This is a genomic window from Streptomyces sp. CB01635 (assembly GCF_002803065.1).
In the GTDB taxonomy this organism is placed as follows: domain Bacteria; phylum Actinomycetota; class Actinomycetes; order Streptomycetales; family Streptomycetaceae; genus Streptomyces.
The window spans coordinates 66056-84307 of sequence record NZ_NNBL01000032.1 but is presented as its reverse complement, the minus strand read 5'-3'; the positions used below and the strand labels follow the sequence as shown (position 1 = coordinate 84307).

7 protein-coding genes are annotated in these 18252 nt (G+C 74.0%); 6 read left to right on the top strand and 1 reads right to left on the bottom strand.

From position 1 onward, the window contains the following. Positions 1–1102 (top strand): beta-ketoacyl synthase N-terminal-like domain-containing protein (locus tag CG723_RS40190; protein ID WP_100598502.1); only part of this gene is annotated, 1102 nt, incomplete at its 5' end. 30 nt (positions 1103–1132) lie between these two features. Here CG723_RS40190 and CG723_RS40185 read toward each other — a convergent pair. Then, positions 1133–2332, bottom strand: a complete 1200-nt coding sequence (locus CG723_RS40185; protein WP_100598501.1) for an RNA-guided endonuclease InsQ/TnpB family protein — start codon at positions 2330–2332, stop codon at positions 1133–1135. Between the two features lie 152 nt (positions 2333–2484). Between CG723_RS40185 and CG723_RS40180 the strand changes: the two genes are divergently transcribed. The 5 genes from CG723_RS40180 to CG723_RS40160 form a co-directional block, all read left to right on the top strand. After that, positions 2485–3732, top strand: coding sequence for a hydroxymethylglutaryl-CoA synthase family protein (locus tag CG723_RS40180; RefSeq protein WP_100598500.1), 1248 nt, complete (start codon positions 2485–2487; stop codon positions 3730–3732). Continuing rightward, positions 3732–4466, top strand: coding sequence for an enoyl-CoA hydratase/isomerase family protein (locus CG723_RS40175; protein WP_100598499.1), 735 nt, complete (start codon positions 3732–3734; stop codon positions 4464–4466). Before CG723_RS40180 ends, CG723_RS40175 begins: the two co-directional genes overlap by 1 nt. After that, a complete protein-coding gene (locus CG723_RS40170; RefSeq protein ID WP_100598498.1) occupies positions 4463–5248 on the top strand; it encodes a polyketide synthase in 786 nt (261 codons plus the stop codon). Before CG723_RS40175 ends, CG723_RS40170 begins: the two co-directional genes overlap by 4 nt. A 56-nt stretch (positions 5249–5304) precedes the next feature. After that, the gene (locus CG723_RS40165) at positions 5305–11220 is read left to right on the top strand and encodes an SDR family NAD(P)-dependent oxidoreductase (RefSeq protein ID WP_159032640.1); all 5916 of its coding nucleotides are present in this window, start codon (positions 5305–5307) and stop codon (positions 11218–11220) included. A gap of 21 nt (positions 11221–11241) precedes the next feature. Continuing rightward, the coding region (locus CG723_RS40160; protein ID WP_100598496.1) for a non-ribosomal peptide synthetase at positions 11242–18252 on the top strand (7011 nt) is incomplete at its 3' end.

Here is an 18252-nt window from a genome sequence, read left to right as displayed (position 1 = left end):
GGCGGCACGGCTGCGCAAGGTCGCGGGCCGCGCCGCGCTGCCCGCGCGAACCGCCGCGTGCGTCGCGCTGCGCGCTGTCCGCGACAGCGGGCTGACCCGGGACCAGCTCGCCGACGGCACCGCCCTGATCGTCGCCGGCAGCAACCTCGCCCTGGCCCACCAGGCAGGGACCGTCCTCGGCCACGCCCGCAGCCCCGGTCGGCTGCGCGCCTCGTACGCGCTCACCCACCTCGACGTGGACGTGGTCGGCACGGTCAGCGAGCTGACCGGGATCCACGGCGAGGGCTGGACGCTGGGCGGCGCCTCCGCCAGCGGCACGCTCGCGCTCGTGCAGGCCGTCCGCACCATCGCCGCCGGCTGGGCCGAGCGCGTGCTCGTCGTCGCCCCGGCCGCCGAACTGTCGCCCGTGGAGGCCGAGTCCTTCCGCCGTACCGGCGCCATGGCCCACGAGCGCTTCAGGGACGAACCCGCCCGGATGTGCCGCCCGTTCGACCGCGACCGCCAGGGATTCGTCCGCGGTGAGGCGGCGGCGGCCGTCCTCCTGGAGCCGGCCGGCGCGGCCCGGGAGCGCGGCGCCGACGTGCTCGCCGAGATCACCGGGCACGGGCAGCGCCTCGACGCGCGGCGCGGCACCGAACCCGACGCCGAGGGGCAGGCCGCCGCCATGCGCGCGGCCCTCGCGACGGCCGGCATCACGCCCGACGAGATCGACTACGTCAACGCCCACGGCACCGGCTCCGTGCTCGGCGACGAGACCGAGGCGGCCTCGCTGCACAAGGTGTTCGGCGACCGCACGACGTACCGCGTGAACTCCACCAAGCCGCTCACCGGCCACTGCCTCACCGCCGCGGGACTCGTCGAGGCCGTGGCGGCGATCGCACAGCTGCGGGCCGGGGCCGTCCACCCCAACCCGAACCTCGAACACCCCGCCGCGGGCCTGCCACTGGCCGGCCGCACGGCCGAGCGACGGCCGCTGCGCACCGCCCTCAGCAACAGCTTCGCCTTCGGCGGCATCAATGCCTCCGTCGTGATCCGCAGCATCCGCGTGTCCAGCCCTGAGAAGCCCTGCAATTCCCCCCAGCAGTTACGGAGAAGACCTTGACTTCCTCCCCCTCGTAAATGAGGGGGATTCCTACGGCTCGCGCCGTGGGGTTTCCTGCTTCATCGCCGATTGCCCGCCCGGAGTTTTCCGTTGAGGTCTTACACCAGCTCCACAGGCCGATGCCGCCAGCCCGGCGGCCAGAAGGTTGTTCGCTGCGTTCTCGTCCCGGTCGTGGGTCGTTCCGCAGTTCTCGCATGTCCACTCACGGACGTTGAGTGGCATGCGTTCGGCGAGTGCGCCGCAGGCGGAGCACAGTTTGGAGGAGGGGAAGAAGCGGTCGACCGCGACCACTTCCCGCCCGTACCAGGCCGCCTTGTACTCCAGCATGCTCCGGAACTCGGCCCAGGACGCGTCACTGATTGCGCGCGCCAGGGTGTGGTTCTTGACCATGTTTCTCACGGTCAGGTCCTCGATCACGAGCGTTTGATTTTCACGCACGAGTCGAGTCGTGAGTTTGTGCAGCAGGTCCCGCCTGCGGTCGGCGATCTGCGCATGCACTTTGGCAACCCTGCGGCGGGCCTTGGCCCGGTTCGAGCCATCCCCCTTCGCCTTGCGGGACAGTTCCCGCTGGGCCCTGGCGAGCCGGGTCCGGTCACGGCGTTCGTGCCGGGGGTTGGCGATCTTCTCCCCGCTCGAGAGGGTCAGCAGGTGGGTCAGTCCGACGTCGATGCCGATGGCGGTGTCCGTGGCGGGGATCGGCTTGACAGTGGGGTCCTCGCACAGCATCGACACAAACCAGCGGCCCGCGCCGTCCTGCGACACGGTCACCGTGGACGGCGACGCCCCCTTGGGCAGCGGTCTCGACCACACGATCGACAGGGGCTCTGTCATCTTGGCGAGCGTGAGCTCGCCGTCCCGGTAGCGGAATCCCGAGGTGGTGTACTCGGCGGACTTCCGCGACTTCTTCTTCGACTTGAACCGCGGGTACCTGGCCCGCTTGGCGAAGAAGTGCGCGAATGCCGTCTGCAGGTGCCGCAGCGTCTGCTGGAGGGGCACCGAGGACGTCTCGCTGAGGTAGGCGAGCTCTTCGGTCTTCTTCCACTCGGTGAGCAGTGCGGACGTCTGGTTGTAGTTGATCCGCTCCTGTCGCGCCCAGGCTTCGGTACGGGCCGCCAGGGCCATGTTGTAGACCTTGCGCACACATCCGAACGTGCGCGACAGCTCCGCTGCCTGCGCATCACTCGGATAGAAGCGGTACTTGAACGCCCGCTTCACATGGCTCGCGGTCACGCTCACAAAGTAGCCGCCCCACTACTTAGGGCCAAACGTGCGGGTCCCAGGGCTGCGATCCGCCCTGACGACGCATCGCAGCCCCATGCCCCGCTCCCCAGGAATCCGTTCCCCCTCCGCCCCGAAGGGCGCAGCATCCAAGGAGGTATCCGATGAAACAGGTCGGCATCGAAGCCATCAACGCCTACTGCGGTGAGACCTACATCGACGTTCCGGCCCTGTTCGCGGCCCGTGGCCTCGACGACAGCCGGATCGGCAACCTGATGATGGCGCGCAAGAGCGTCGCGCTGCACTGCGAGGACGCCGTGTCCTTCGCCGTCAACGCGGCCAAGCCCATCGTCGACGCCCTGAGTGCCGAGGAGCGCGACTCCATCGAGCTGCTGATCGTGGGCACCGAGTCCGGGGTCGACTTCGGCAAGTCGCTCGCCACCTACGTCCACGACTACCTGGGGCTGTCGCGCAGCTGCCGCCTGTTCGAGACCAAGCAGGCGTGCTACAGCGGCACCGCCGCCCTGCAGATGGCCGCCGCCGTCGTCGCCGCCAGCCCCTTCGAGGGGACCAAGGCCCTGGTCATCAGCAGCGACGTGGCCCGTCCGGTGCCGCACACCTACGTCGAGCCGAGCCAGGGCGCCGGCGCCATGGCCATGCTGGTCAGCGACAATCCGGTCGTCGCGGCCTTCGACCAGGGTGCCAACGGCTTCCACAGCTATGAGGTGATGGACACCTGCCGCCCCGACCCGGAGCGGGAGGCCGGTGACACGGACCTGTCGCTGCTGACGTACATCGACTGCCTCAAGGGCTCCTTCACCGACTACGCGCGCAAGGTCGACGGCGCCGACTTCGTGGACTCCTTCGACCTGCTGGCCATGCACACGCCGTTCCCCGGCATGGTCAAGGGCGCGCACCGGGCCGCACTGCGCAAGCTGAAGCGGGGCACGTCGCCGCAGGCCGTCGAGGACGACTTCACGACCCGCCTCGGCCCGGCGATCCAGTACCCGCAGCAGGTCGGCAACATTTACGCCGGCACGGTCTTCCTCGCGCTGGCCTCCACCATCGACAACGCCGTCATCGACGGCGAGCGCCGAGTCGGTGTCTTCTCGTACGGCTCCGGCTGCGCCTCCGAGTTCTACAGCGCCGTCATCACGCCCGCGTCGCAGCGCGCCGTACGCGCCATGGGCATCCGCGAGGCGCTGGACGCGCGGTACGCGCTGAGCACCGACGAGTACGACGAACTCCTCTCGGCCACCGCCGAGTTGAAGTTCGGCACCCAGGACTTCACCTTCGACCTCGACCGCTTCCCGCAGATCACCAAGGCGCGCTTCGACGGCGGGCGGCGCCTCGTACTGCGGGGCGTGCGGGACTACCACCGTGAGTACGTGTGGCTGGGAGGCGATCAGTGATGACCGCCGTCACCCTGACCGCGGCCCGGGGAGTGCTCCGCGCCCGCCTCGACCGACCCGAACTGCGCAACGCCGTCACGCCGGAGCTCCTCGACGGCCTGCACGCGGCGCTCGACAGCGCCGAGGCCGATCCGCACTGCCGGGTCCTGGTCCTGTCCGCGCGGGGCGACGACTTCTGCGCCGGCACCGACCTGTCGGACGGGGTGCCCGCCGAGGTGCCGGAACCGGGAGCGGACGAACTCCCGTACTGGAAGCTCCTCGACCGTCTCACCCGCACCCCCGTCGTCACCGTCGCCCTGGTCGACGGCCACGCCACCGCGGGCGGCGTCGGGCTCGCGGCCGCCTGCGACCTGGTGATCGCCGGTCCGCGGGCCCGCTTCCGCCTCACCGAGGCCCTCGTCGGTCTGGTGCCCGCCATGGCCCTGCCGTTCGTGGCGCGCAGGACCGGTGAGCAGCGGGCGTTCTCGGCCACCCTGCTCGCCGAGGCACTGGACGCCGCCGGCGCGGTCACGGCCGGCCTCGCCGACACGGCCGCCGACGACGCCGAACAGGCCCTGCGGCGCGCCCTGGTGGAACTCAGCCGGGTCGACCGGCCCACCGCCGGGGCGCTCAAGGAGTACCGGGCCCGGCTCTTCCCCCGCGACGAGCGGCTCGGCCGTGATGCGGGGCGCGCCTTCCTGGACCGGCTCGCCGACCCCGCCGTGCACCGCCTGATCGGGGAGCGTGCCGCATGAGCGCACCGACCACCGACGCCGCTCTGTCCGTCGTCCGGCTGTCCTGGGAGGGGCCCGTCGCCGTCGTCACCATGGACGACCCGGGCGGCCGCAACACGTTCTCGGCCGGCCTGACCTCGGGCCTCGTCGACTCGATCGAGCAGGCCGCCGCCGACCCGCGCACCCGGGCCGTCGTCGTCGAGGGCAGGCCCGAGCTGTTCTGCGCGGGCGGCACCCAGCGCGAGCTGGTCAACTTCGCCCGGGGAAACGGGAGTTTCGACACCGACGACTTCTTCCGGGTCTTCGCCCGGTGCCCGCTGCCCGTGATCGCCTCGGTGCAGGGCCACGCCATCGGCGGCGGGCTCGTGCTCGCCCTCTACGCCGACTTCGCGGTCTTCAGCGAACGCTCCATGTACGCGGGCAACTTCATGAAGTACGGCTTCACGCCCGGCATGGGCGCCAGCTACCTGTTCCCCAGCCGCTTCGGGCGCGAACTGGGTACGGAGATGCTCTTCACCGCCCGGAACTACCGCGGCGCCGAGTTGCGCGAGCGCGGCGCCCCGGTCCGCGTCGTGCCGCACCAGGACGTGCCGGGCACGGCCCGGGAACTGGCGCTGTCGATGACGGGCGCCCCGCGTGCGTCGATCGAGCTGCTCAAGCGGGAGCTGGCCGTGCCGCTGCTGGCCGCGACGGGCGAGGCGGTGGCCCGCGAGGCGGCCCTGCACCGCACGTCGTTCCGGCTGCCCGAGGTGATGGAACGCATCGTCGGCGCGTACGGCACTGCCGCCACCGACACGAGCTGACACGACCTGACACGAGCTGACACGACCACCAGGAACCGAAGGAACCGATGGACGGCATGGACGCGAAAGAGATCCTGACCCGAGTCAAGACCGGTGCGCTGGACGCCGCGTCCGCCGCTGCGCTGCTGCGGGCCGAGGCCACCCCCGCACCGGCCGCCGGGGTGGACGGCGCCACCGCGGCCGCTCTGCTGCGGGCGGCGGCCGGCCAGGCCACCCCGGCCGCGCCGGCGCCCGCGCCCGCGGGCGTGCCCGAGCCGGTCGCCGTCATCGGCTACAGCGCCCGGTTCCCCGGCGCCGATGACGCCGACACCTTCTGGCAGCGGATCCTGGACGGGGACGACCTCGTCACCGAGGTGCCCGCCGAACGGTGGCGCATCGCGGACCACTACGACGCCGACCCCGCGGCCGAGGGCAAGTCGGTCTCCAAATGGGGCGCCTTCGTGGACGGTGCCGACCGGTTCGACGCCGACTTCTTCCGGATGACCCCGCGCGAGGCCGAGCTCACCGACCCGCAGGCCCGGCTCTTCCTCCAGGAGGCCTGGCGCGCTCTGGAACACGCCGGGCAGCGCACGGGAGCGCTCGCGGGGGCCCGTGTCGGCGTGTACGCCGGCGTCATGATGAACGACTACCAGGACCTCATCGAGCGGGAGAGCGAGCACACCCGGCTCGCGCAGGTCATGCAGGGCAACTCCAACTCGCTGCTCGCCGCCCGCATCGCCTACCACCTCGATCTCAAGGGTCCGGCCGTCACCGTCGACACGGCGTGCTCGTCCTCCCTCGTCGCCCTCCACCAGGCCTGCCAGTCGCTGTGGCTCGGCGAGGCCGACATGATGCTCGTCGGCGGCGTCACCCTCTACCTCACCGAACTGCCGCACGTCTTCATGAGCCGGGCGGGGATGCTCTCGCCCAGCGGGCGCTGCCGTCCCTTCGACGCGTCCGCCGACGGCATCGTCCCCGGCGAGGGCTGCGCCGTCGTCGTGCTCAAACCCCTGTCCAGGGCGGTCGCCGACGGAGACCCCGTGCACGGGGTGATCCGCGCCGGAGGCCTCAACCAGGACGGCAGGACGAACGGGATCACCGCGCCCAGTGCCGCCTCGCAGGCCCGGCTCATCGCCGGCACGCTCGACCGGTTCGGCCTGGACCCGCACGGTGTCGACTACGTCGAGTGCCACGGCACCGGCACCCCGCTGGGTGACCCCATCGAAATCACCGCGCTCAACCAGGTGTTCGGGCCCGCGGGCCGGCCCGCGGGCAGCGTGCCGATCGGCTCGGTCAAGGGCAACGTCGGCCACACCTCGGCCGCGGCCGGGCTCGCCGGGCTGATCAAGGCCATGGGTGTCGTACGCACCGGGCAGGTGCCCCCCTCGCTGCACTGCACGGCCGCGACGCTCAACCCCGGCATCCCCTTCGAGGACGGCCCGTTCACCGTCGCCACCGAGCGGCTCACCCTGCCCGGCACCGGGGGACGGCCGCGCCGCGCCTCCGTCAGCTCGTTCGGCTTCAGCGGCACCAACGCCTACGTCGTCGTCGAGCAGCCCCCGCCCGCAGGACCCGTCACCGCCGTCGCGACCGACCTGCCCGTGCTCGTGCCGGTGTCCGGCCGCCGCCCCGGCGCACTCGCCGACCGTGCCGCCGAACTCGCCCGCTGGCTGCGCTCGCCCGGCGGGGCCGACGCCGCACTCGCCGACCTCGCGCACACCCTGTCGTGCGCCCGTGACCACCACCCGCACAGGGCCGCGCTGCTCGTCGACGACCGGGAGCAACTCCTCGACTCGCTCGACCGGCTGGCGGTGGGCGGAGGCGACGAACGACGCGTCGAAGGGCCTGCCGCGCCTGCCGCAGAGGCGCGGACCGCCGACCGCGAGGCCCGCCGCGCCCGCGCCGCGCTCCTGCGCCGCGTCCTCGACCGGGCGGCGGACGAGCCCGGGAACCGGGGGCACCTGCGCGAACTGGCCCGGCTCTACGCCGAGGGCCACGACGTCGACTTCACCCGGCTGTGCCCGCCCGGCCGCTACCGCCGCATCTCCGTCCCCGGATACGCCTTCGCACGCGACCGCCACTACGTGAGCGCGCGGCCCGCCGCGAGCGCCGTCCCCGACACCCACGCCGTCCCCGGCACCTTCGACACTCACGACACCCTCGACGACCTCGTCCTGTACGCGCCCGGCTGGCAGGACGCCCCCCTTCCCGCCGACGCGCCGCGCCCCGCCCAGGGGCCGCTGCTCGTGCACGACACCAGGGGCGACCTCGCCGCCGCGCTGGGCGGCACCGGCCTCGACGAGATCGACACGGTGCGGGCCACGGAGCCCGACGCCGTCACGCTCGTGGTGCGCATCGGCCCGGACCCGGACGCCGACGCGGCGGCGTTCGCCGCCCTGCGCACGGTGCTCTCCGCCTTCCGCACACAGCGGCTGACCGTGCTCGCCGTCACCGCCGACGCCCTGCGGGCCGACGCCGCGCGCGCCCTCGTACAGACGCTGCGCCAGGAGAACCCGCGCCTGGACGGACGTGCCCTGCTCGTCGCCGACGACGGGGCCGCGGCCGCACCGTCCGTCCGGGCCGAACTGGCCGTGCCCCAGCCCGAGTCGGGACACCTCGCCGACGTGCGTGGCGCCCGCCGCGTACGCCGTGTGCTGCGCCCCGCCGCCCTGCCCGAAGAGGGCTTCGTGCCACGCCCCGACGGCGTGTACCTGGTCACCGGCGGCATGGGCGGCATCGGACGTGCGCTGGCGCGCCGGCTCGCCGCGCGTCCCGGCACCCGGGTCGTGGTGTGCGGGCGCACCCCCTGGGCCGAGCTGGATCCGGCCGCGCGTCCGCCGGCGGACGGGGCCGGAGGCATCCGCTACGTACGCGCCGACGTCACCGCCCCGGAGGGGGCCGCGGAACTGGTCGCCGGCATCCTCGCCCACGAGGGCGCCCTGCACGGTGTCTTCCACGCGGCGGGCGTGGTCCGCGACGCGTACCTGCTGCGCAAGACTCCCGCCGACGTGGCCGCGGTGCTCGCCCCCAAGACCGCCGGCGCCGCCGCACTCGACGAGGCGACGGCAGGCCTGCCGCTCGACGTCTTCGCACTGTTCTCCTCGGTCGCGGCGGTCAGCGGCAACATCGGCCAGGCCGACTACGCCTACGCCAACGGCGCGCTGGACGCCCTGGCCGAGCGCCGCGGGGGTCTCACCGCCGCGGGGGAGCGGCACGGTCGCACCGTGTCCGTGCAGTGGCCGCTGTGGGACGTGCCGGGGATGACCATCCCCGAGCCGGTGCGCGAGGTGGTCGAGGAGCGCGTCGGCATGGTCCCGCTCCCCGCCGATCGGGGACTGCGAGCCCTGGAGCGGCTGCTCGGCCCGGGCGGTCCGCAGGTCGTGTCGCTCTTCCACGGCCGGGCGGACGCCTGGCACCGCCACCTCGCCGAACTGCACCTGCTGCCGGGCGCGGAGAGCGCGGCCCCGGCCGGCGCCGTGGACACGACGTCGCCCGCCGTCACGCCCGACGGCCTGGTGGAACTGGTCTGCCGCACGGTCGCCGACACCCTCGGCCACGACCCGTCGGCGATCGGCCCGCGCACCTCCCTGGAGGCGCTCGGCCTCGACTCGGTGATGATCCGCACGCTGGCGTCGAAGCTGAGTGCCCAGGTGGCCCCGGTCGGCCCGGAGATGCTCTTCGGCCTGCGCGATCTGACCGAACTGGCCGGCCACCTCGCGCGCCTGACCCCGCAGCGGGCACCGGCCGCCGTGACCGTCGAGCCGTCCGGACCGTCCGTCGCCGAGCCGCCCGTCGAGCCGTCCGTACTTGCCGCTGCCGCGGTGACGGGCGCCCCCCACGGCGGTCCCGCACTCGGCCCCGCACTCAGCCCGGCATTCGGCCCCGATGACGCCGTGGCCATCGTCGGGCTCGCCGGGCGCTACCCCGGGGCGGACGACCCCGAGGCGTTCTGGGAGAACCTGCTCGTCGGCAAGGACACCGTCGGCGACCTGCCCACCGACCGCTGGCGCAGCTCCGGCGGCGTACGGGCCAAGGGGCACTTCCTCGACCGGGTGGACTCCTTCGACCCCGCGTTCTTCGGTCTCTCGGCGCGGGAAGCCGCCTTCACCGACCCACAGGAGCGGCTCTTCCTCGAAGTCGCCTGGGAGGCACTGGAGGACGCCGGACTCGCCGGGGCCCGCCTCGACGCCCTCACCGCGCCCGACGGCGAGCCCCGCAGCGTCGGTGTCTTCGCGGGCATCACCTCCGCCGACTACCCGCTGCTCGGCGCCGAGCGCTGGGCGGCAGGCCAACGGGACATGCCCTCCGGCCACTTCTGGTCGCTGCCGAACCGGCTTTCGTACCTCCTCGACCTGCGCGGTCCCAGCCAGCCGGTCGACACCGCCTGTTCGTCCTCGCTGGTCGCCCTGCACCTGGCCGTGGAGGCGCTGCGGCGCGGCGAGTGTGCGGCCGCGCTCGTCGGCGGGGTCAACCTCTATCTGCACCCTTCCCGGTTCCGCATGCTGCGGCAGTCCGGATTCCTCGCCGAGGACGGCCTGTGCCGCAGCTTCGGCGCGGGGGGCGCCGGGTTCGGGCCCGGCGAGGGCGCCGGGGCCGTCGTGGTCAAGCCGCTGGCGCGCGCCCTCGCCGACGGCGACACCGTGCACGCCGTGATCCGCGGCACCGCCGTTGCCCATGGCGGCCGCACCAACGGCTTCACCGCGCCCAGCCCGTGGGCCCAGGCCCGGGTGCTGCGCGAGGCTCTGCGCCGCTCCGGCGTGGACCCAGCCACCGTGAACGTGATCGAGGCCCACGGCACCGGCACCGAACTCGGCGACCCCGTCGAACTCGCCGGTCTCCAGGAGTCGTACGGCCGGGGCGACGCGGCCGCGGTGCCCTGCTCCCTCGGCTCGGTCAAGTCCGCCATCGGCCACGGGGAGTCCGCCGCGGGTATCGCCGCTCTCACCAAGGTGCTGCTCCAGCTGCGCCACGGCACGCTGGCGCCCACCTGGCACGCCGATCCCGTCAACCCCGGCCTCGACCTCGCCGGCACGCGCTTCAGCCTTCAGCACGAGGCCGCACCCTGGCCGCGGCTGCGCGACGCCTCGGGCCGCGAACTGCCCCGCCGCGCGGGCGTCAGCTCGTTCGGCGCGGGCGGCGTCAACGCCCATGTCGTCGTGGAGGAGCATCTGCCACGCCCGGTGGCCGACGAGAGCGCGCCGCAGCCGGCCGGGCGGCAGCTCGTCGTCCTGTCCGCGCCCACCCCCGCCCACCTCGCCGCCACCGCAGCACGCCTGTCCCAGTGGCTGCCCGGTGCCGGCGCCCCGCTCGCGGACGTGGCCCGCACGCTGCGCAGCGGGCGCGCGGTCCACGAGCACCGCCTCGCCGTCGTCGCCGACTCCGCCGCTCAACTCGCCTCGGAACTGGCCCGGTTCGCCGCGGACGGCACCGCCTTTGGCGCGCTGCGCACGGGCACCGCCGGCACGGCCCGTGCCCAGGCCCCGGAGACCGACGACCTGGTGGCCGCGCTGTGGCGGGCGGACCGTCCTGAGCAGATCGCCGATCTGTGGGTGACCGGCTGGGAGGTCGACTGGACGGCGCTCGACCCCGGACCGGGCCGCATCGTGTCCGTACCGCCATCGGCGTTCCTCAGGGGCCGTTACTGGCTCGCCGAGGACGAGGCCGCCGACGCCGAAACCCCGGCTGAAGCCCCGGCCGAAACCCTGATCCAAGCCTTGGCCGAAACCCCGGCCGATCCGGCGTCCGACCCGGCGTCAGACCCCCGTCTCGCCCGCATCGTCGAGTTCGTCGGCGAGCTGGCCGCCGGGCCCGGCGCCGAGGGGCCCGTCGACACGGGACGGACCCTCGTCGAACTCGGCGTGGACTCCATCGGCGCGATGAACCTGCGCTTCGAGATCACCGAGCGGTTCGGCGAGACGCTGCCGCTCCAGCTGCTCAGCGAGTTCACCGTCGACGAACTCGTCGCCCGCCTGTCCGACCTGCAGACCCAGTAGAGGGAACCGGAGAACCCAGCCATGCCGCAGACCGACCCCACCGCCCGGTTCGAACCGTTCGCCCTCACTGAAGTCCAGGAGTCGTTCTACGTGGGCCGCACGCTCGGGGGCGGCAACGGTCCCGGAACCCAGATCCACCTGGAGTTCGAGGCCGACGCCTTCGACACCGACCGTGCGGAGGCCGCCTGGAACGACGTGGTCGCCGCCACCGACATGCTGCGTGCCCACGTCCTGCCCGACGCACGGCAGACGGTGCGCGAAGAGGTGACCGCCCACCGGTTCGTCCGGGCCGACCTGACCACCGCCGCACCCGCCGAGCGGGACGCCGAACTGGCGCGGCTGCGCCGGGAGGCGCTGGCCGGGTTCGACCCGCACCGCTGGCCGCTCTTCGCGATCCGCGTCGCGCACCTGGCGGGCGGCCGGGCCCGGGTGCTGTTCACCGTGGACGAGCTGATCGCCGACGGACCGAGCGTCTCGCTGCTGCTTCAGCAGTGGTACGAGCGGTACGCCCACGGGAGTGTGGTCACCGAGCCCGGACTCACCTTCCGCGAGTACTGCACCGCCGGAGCGGGCGCCGAGGTGCCGGCGGCCTCCCTGGCGTACTGGCGCGACCAGCTCGCGGACATCGACCTCGAACGCCCGCTGCCCCTGGGCGGCGGCGCCGCGGACGGGCCCGGCCACCGCAGGCTCGCCCTGCGCCTGGAGCCCGATCGCTGGGAGCGGGTGAAGGCCGCGGCCAAGGAGGCCAGGGCGACCCCGACCGCGCTGCTGCTCGCCCTGTGCACGGCCGCGGTGCAGGGCGCCGACGGCGGCGGTCAGGCGCCGCTGCCCGTCGTCCTCACCACGTACAACCGGCAGCGGGTGCACGCCGATGTGCCGCGCCTGGTCGGCCCGTTCATCTCGACGTCCGTCTTCGTCGCGCCGCCCGCGACGGGCACCGCGGGGGAGCGGCTCGACCTGGTGCGCGCCCGGCTGTGGAGCGACCTGGAACACGCGGCGGTCAGCGGTGTACGGGCCCTGCGGGAACGGGCGCGGACCGAACCCGGCCGACGGGGCCTGGCGGTGCCGATGGTCTTCACCAGCCTCCTCGGCAGCCTGTCCGCCCTGACCGACGATCCTGACAACTGGGCGGCCCGGGTGGACCTGGAGTCCTCGGCGACGCTCACCCCGGGCGTCCACCTGGAGAGCTGTGTACAGGAACGCGACGGGGCGCTCCTGGTCTCGTGGGACTTCGCGCCGACCGCCGTGGACGGCACCCTGACCGAGAACGCCTTCGCCGCGCTGCGCACGGCACTTGAGCGGATCGCGCGGGAGGGGACGGATGCCTTCGCGCTGCCCGCCGCGCTCCCCGGTTGCGACGACGGTGCCGGTTCCACCGACGAGGCCGGGGACCCCATCCCCCTCACCGACGTCCAGTCGGCCTATCTCGTCGGGCGGATCGGCGGGCTCGGCGGGAATGCGGAGACGAGGGTCTACCAGGAGTTCCTGCTCCGACGGCACGACGTCGACGCGCTCGAACGGGCCTGGAACCGGCTCGTCGCGCACCACCCCATGCTGCGGGCCGCCGTCCACGAGGACGGCACGCTCACCGTTGCTCCGACCGTCACCCCGTACCGCATCGCCCGCCACGACCTGACCGCGGCGGCCGACGTCGAGGCCGCGCTCGCCGGCATCGCCGCGCGGCTGCGCGACACCACGTTCCCGCTGGGCAGCAGCCCGATGTACACGCTCGAGGCCAGCGCGCTGCCCGACGGAACGGTCGTGCTGCACGTGCTCCTCGACGCCCTGCTCGCGGACGCCCGCAGCTTCGCGCTCCTGTTCGGCCAGCTCTTCGCCCTGCACGACGGCGACGACCGCGTCCTGGACACCCCCGCCGATCCGACGGCCCACCTGCGCGCGCTGCCCGAACGCAGGCGCACCGGGGCCGGGGAGCGGGCGCGCACCGCCTGGCGCGAGAAGTTCGCCGCCCTGCCGTCCGGCCCCGCCCTGCCCGAGCCCGCTCCCGGCGCCCCGCGCGCCCACCGCAGGGCGCCGCTCGGATCGTGGCGTGAGCTCACCGAGCGCGCCGCGGCCATCGGCGTCCCGGCCGACCTCGTGCTGCTCACCGCGTACACCGACGAACTGCGCGCCGAGTACGGGGCCGCGGGCCCGTTCACCGTCACCGTCGTCTCCTGGGACCGCCCCCACGGCCTCGCGCACGCCGACGCGATGGTCGCCGACTTCACCCAGCTCGCCTGGGTCACCGTCGACGACTCACTCCCCGACGGCTTCGCCGAGCGCGCCCGCGAGCTGTGGAGCCGGGTCCGCGGCGACCTGGAGCGCGCCGAACTGGTCCCGGGTCTGGGCGAGTTGCGCACCCGGGTGTTCCGCTCGGGCGGCGCGCTGCGGCTGCCGGTGGTCTTCACCCGCGTTCCGGAGATCGACCCCGCCCTGCACCCGGACGGCGTGCTGCTGCGCACCAGCCAGTCGCAGACCGCCCAGGTGGCGCTCGACCATGTGCCGCTGCTCGTCGGCGACGAGCTCGCCGGCCAGTGGGACGCGGCCGACGGCGCCCTCGCGCCGGACCGCCTGGACGCGATGTTCGAGCGGTACGCGCGCCGGGTGCGGGAGTTCGTCGCGGGGGAGCAGGCCTCTGAGCAGGGTTCTGAGCAGGGTTCTGAGGCGGGTTCTGAGCAGGGTTCTGAACAGGGCTCTGAGCAGGCCTCTGATCTGGCCGGGAGCGCCGGGTCCGTCGACGACCACACGCCCGTGACCCTCGTCGAGCTCGTCGAGGCCGCGTTCGCCGGGCACGCCGAGCGGGACGCCGTCCACTACGCCGGGCGCACCCTCACCTACGGCGAACTCGACCGCCGCACCGCCCGGCTGGCCCGTCACCTGCACGCTCTCGGGGTGCGCCCCGGCGACCACGTCGCCGTCCACATGGACCGCTCCGAGCGTCTGGTGGCCACACTGATAGGCATCGTGCGCGCGGGTGCCGTCTACGTCCCCGTCGATCCGGCCAACCCGCCCGAGCGCGTGCGCTACCTCCTTCAGGACAGCGGCGCCAAGGTCGTGGTGGCCGACGAGGCCCTCGCCACCGTTCCCACCGAGGCCGGCGCGGTCGTCGTCTGCCCGGACCGGGACGCGGACCGGGCCGCGCTCCACGCACTGCCGAGCACGGCGCCGGCCGTCACGGTGGGCCCCGACGACCCCGTCTACACGATCTACACCTCCGGGACGACGGGCCGGCCCAAGGGTTGCCGCAACACCCAACAGGGCGTCGCCAACCGGCTGTTGTGGATGCAGGACCGTTTCCGGCTCACCCCCGACGACCGGGTCGCCCAGAAGACCCCGTACGGATTCGACGTCTCGGTCTGGGAGTTCTTCTGGCCGCTCCTCGCGGGCGCGTCCATCGTCGTCGCCCGGCCCGGCGGCCACGTCGACCCGGGCTATCTCGCGGGGCTGCTGCGCGACGAAAAGGTGACCGTCACCCACTTCGTGCCGTCCGTGCTCGGCATGTTCCTGCGCCATCCCGCAGCCTCCGCGTGCACCGCACTGCGCACGGTGTTCACCAGCGGCGAGGCCCTCCCGGTCGCCACGATGCGGCAGTTCTACGAAGTGTTCGAGGCACGCGGACAGGCGGCCTGCGGTCCCGAGCTGCACAACCTCTACGGGCCGACCGAGGCCGCCATCGACGTCACGCACTGGGCCTGCCGGCCCGACTGGGACGAACCGACCGTGCCGATCGGACGCCCCGTCGCGCACACCCGCATCCACGTGGTGGACGAGCGGCTGCGCCCGGTGGCCCCCGGCACCCCCGGGGAGATCCTCATCGGCGGCCGCCAGGTCGCTCTCGGATACCACGGGCGGCCCGAGCTGACCGCCGAGCGATTCGTCGCGTCGCCCTTCCCCGGCCTCGACCCGTCGCCGCGGCTCTACCGCACGGGGGATCTCGGTCTTGTCGGTGAGGACGGCGAGATCCGCTATCTCGGCCGGATCGACGGCCAGTTCAAGCTGCGCGGGCTGCGCATCGAGCCCGAGGAGATCGAGGCGGCCCTCGCCGATGTGCCCGGGGTCGCCGAGGCGCGCGTGCTGCCGGTCCAGGACGAGGCCTCCGGCGAACAGGTCCTCGCCGCCGTCTGCGTGGCCCGCGAGCGGGACCGTGCGCCTCTGGTGTCGCAGATCCGCCGCGCCTTGGGCGACCTGCTGCCCGCGTACCTGATACCGAGCCACTTCCGCTTCGTGGAGGACCTTCCGTTGACGACGAACGGCAAACTGGACCGCCCGGCCGCCGCGGAGCTCTTCGGCGTGAAGCCGGCGTCCGCGCCGGTATCCGGGACAGACGTGCGCGGGGACATCCGGGCCGCCGTCGCCGACGTGCTCGGGGTCGCCGAACTCGACGGCGGGGCCGACCTGTTCGACCTCGGCGCCACCTCCTTCACCATGATCCGCATCGCGCAGGAGATCGAACGGCTCACCGGAACCGCGCTGCCGGTCGACGCGCTCATCAGCAAGCCCACGCTCGACGCGCTCACGGCGGCCGCCGTACCGGCGACGGACGCGGCACCTGCGACGCCTCCGGCGTCCCCGGCGTCCCCGGCCTCCTCGAATGGTGCCGCCGCGCCGATCGGTGCCGAGGACGTCGCCCGCAGCGCCGCCGGGATACTCGGCGTGGACCGGGTCGACCTGGACGCCGACCTGTTCGACCTGGGTGCGACCTCCTTCACGATGATCCGCATCGCCCAGGAGATCGAGGCGGTGACGGGGACACAGGTCCCCGTGGACGTCCTCATCCAGAGCCCCACCCCACGGTCCATCGCGCAGAGCGTCGCCCCGAAGCCCGCGCCCGCGACGCCCGCGTCCGCGCCCACCGCTTCTGCCACCGGCCCCGACGTGCGTATCGCCCTGGACCCGGCTGCCAAGGCGGCCTTCAAGGAGGCCCGGGTCGCCGAGCGGGTGCTGCCCCCGTCGCTGCGCCGCGTCCCCGTCCCGCCGGCCGCCCCCGACGAGGCGCGCGCCCTGTTCGACGCCTCCTCCTTCCGCGAGTTCGCCGCCGGCCCGCTGCCCGCCCACGACCTCCTCGGCCTCCTCGCCGGCGTCACCTGGGGCGAGCTCGACGGCCGCGCCAAGCGCCGCTATCCGTCCGGCGGCGGCTTCTACCCGGTCCAGGTGTACGTGTACGTCGCCCCCGGCGCCGTACAGGACCTGGCGCCCGGCCTGTACTACCTGCACCCGGCCGAGCGTGCCCTCATCGCCGTCGCTCCCGACGCCCGGTACGGCACGGACCTGCACGTCCACCACAACAGGGCCCTCGTCGCCGGCTCCGGCTTCGGCGTGTTCCTGGTCTCCACCCCGGCCGCCATCGCCCCCGCCTACGGCGAGCGCAACGCCACCCGTTTCTCCACCGTCGAGGCCGGGCACATCGCCCAGCTGCTGCTGACGGGAGCCCCCGAGCGGGGGCTCGGCCTGTGCGCGGTCGGGGAGATGGACTTCGACGCGGTGCGCGGCGACTTCGGCGTCGGCGGCGACCAGGAGCTGCTGCTGTCCCTGTGGGGCGGCGCCCTCACCGAGCAGACCCGCGGCAGGCGCGCCGCGCTCGCCCCCGCCGCGCTCGCCCCGGCCGCACTCGCCCCGGCCACGCCCGTGCTCACGCCGCAGGGCGAGCGGGCCGTCGCCGTCGTCGGCTTCGCCGCCGAACTGCCCGGGGCCCGCACCCTCGACGAACTCGACGACCTCATCGCCCGCTCCGGCACGGCCACCGGGCCCGCGCCCGTGCAGCGCTGGGCGCCGCTGCGCTCACGTGCCCGGCGGGCCGGCGCGGCCGTCGGCGGCTACCTCGACGACGTACTCGCCGTGGAGGCCGAGGAGTTCCGCATCCCTGAGGCCGAAGGCAGCGCCATCGACCCGCAGGAGCGCATCCTGCTGTCCGTCGCCCGCCGGTGCTTCGAGGACGCCGCGCTCACCCCGGACCGCCTCGACGGCCGGGTCGGGGTCTACGTCGGATCCATGTGGCAGGACCACGCCCTGTACGGCGTCGCCGCCCGCGCGGACGAACGGGCCGAGGACGGCACGCACGCCACCCGCGGCGGTCTTGCCCACCGCACCTCGCACGCCTTCGGTCTCACCGGACCCAGCCTGCTGATCGACAGCGGCTGCGTATCCGGTCTGGCCGCGGTCGAGGCGGCCTACAGGGCCGTCGCCGACGGACGCTGCGAGGCCGCGCTCGCCGCCGGATCCAACCTGGTGCTCCACCCCGACCACCTCGACGTCCTGTCCGAGATGGGCCTCGTCGCCCAGGACGCCGATTCCTGCGCCTTCACGGACCGGGCCAGCGGCTGGCTGGTCGGCGAGGGGGTCGGCGCGGTCCTGCTCAAGCCGCTGGACCGCGCACTTGCCGACGGGGACCCGGTGCACGCCGTGCTGCGCGGCGGTGCGCTCCAGCACTCCGGTACGACACGCCAGTTCGGCATCCCGGACCCGGAGCGGCAGGAGGCCACCATGCGGGCCGCGCTCGACGACGCCGGGGTCGGGCCCGCCGACATCGGGTACGTCGAGGCGGCCGCGGCCGGCGCCGCGCTCGCCGACGCACTCGAATTCACCGCGCTGGGGCGGCTGTTCGGCGGCGACGGCTCCGGCACGGCCCCTGTGCCGGTCGGCACGGTCAAGCCCCACACCGGGCACCTGGAGGCGGCCTCGGTCTTCGCGCAACTGGGCAAGGTCGTCACCCAGTTCCGTCGCGCCGACGTGTACCCGACGCTGCTCACCTCGGCGGTGAACCCGGCCCTCAACCGCACCGGAGGATCGGTCGCCCTGGCCGCCGAGGGCGCCGACAGCTGGCGCACCGCACCCGGTGCGCCCCGCCGCGTGCTGGTCAACGGCTTCGCGGGCGGCGGCTCGTACGGCAGCCTCGTCGTCGAGGAACCGCCGGCCGTGGAGCCGGGCCCCGACGATCAGGGAACCTGGGCGCTGCCGTTGTCCGCCGACACGCCGCAGAACCTCGCCGCGCTCGCCGACAGCCTCGCCGACGCCTGGGCGCGGGATCCGTCCCTGGGC

Excerpts from the sequence above, each read along its gene's own strand:
- CG723_RS40170 (WP_100598498.1), top strand. The coding sequence starts at position 4,463 with ATGAGCGCACCGACCACCGACGCCGCTCTGTCCGTCGTCCGGCTGTCC.
- CG723_RS40180 (WP_100598500.1), top strand. The coding sequence starts at position 2,485 with ATGAAACAGGTCGGCATCGAAGCCATCAACGCCTACTGCGGTGAGACC.
- CG723_RS40165 (WP_159032640.1), top strand. The coding sequence starts at position 5,305 with ATGGACGCGAAAGAGATCCTGACCCGAGTCAAGACCGGTGCGCTGGAC.
- CG723_RS40175 (WP_100598499.1), top strand. The coding sequence starts at position 3,732 with ATGACCGCCGTCACCCTGACCGCGGCCCGGGGAGTGCTCCGCGCCCGC.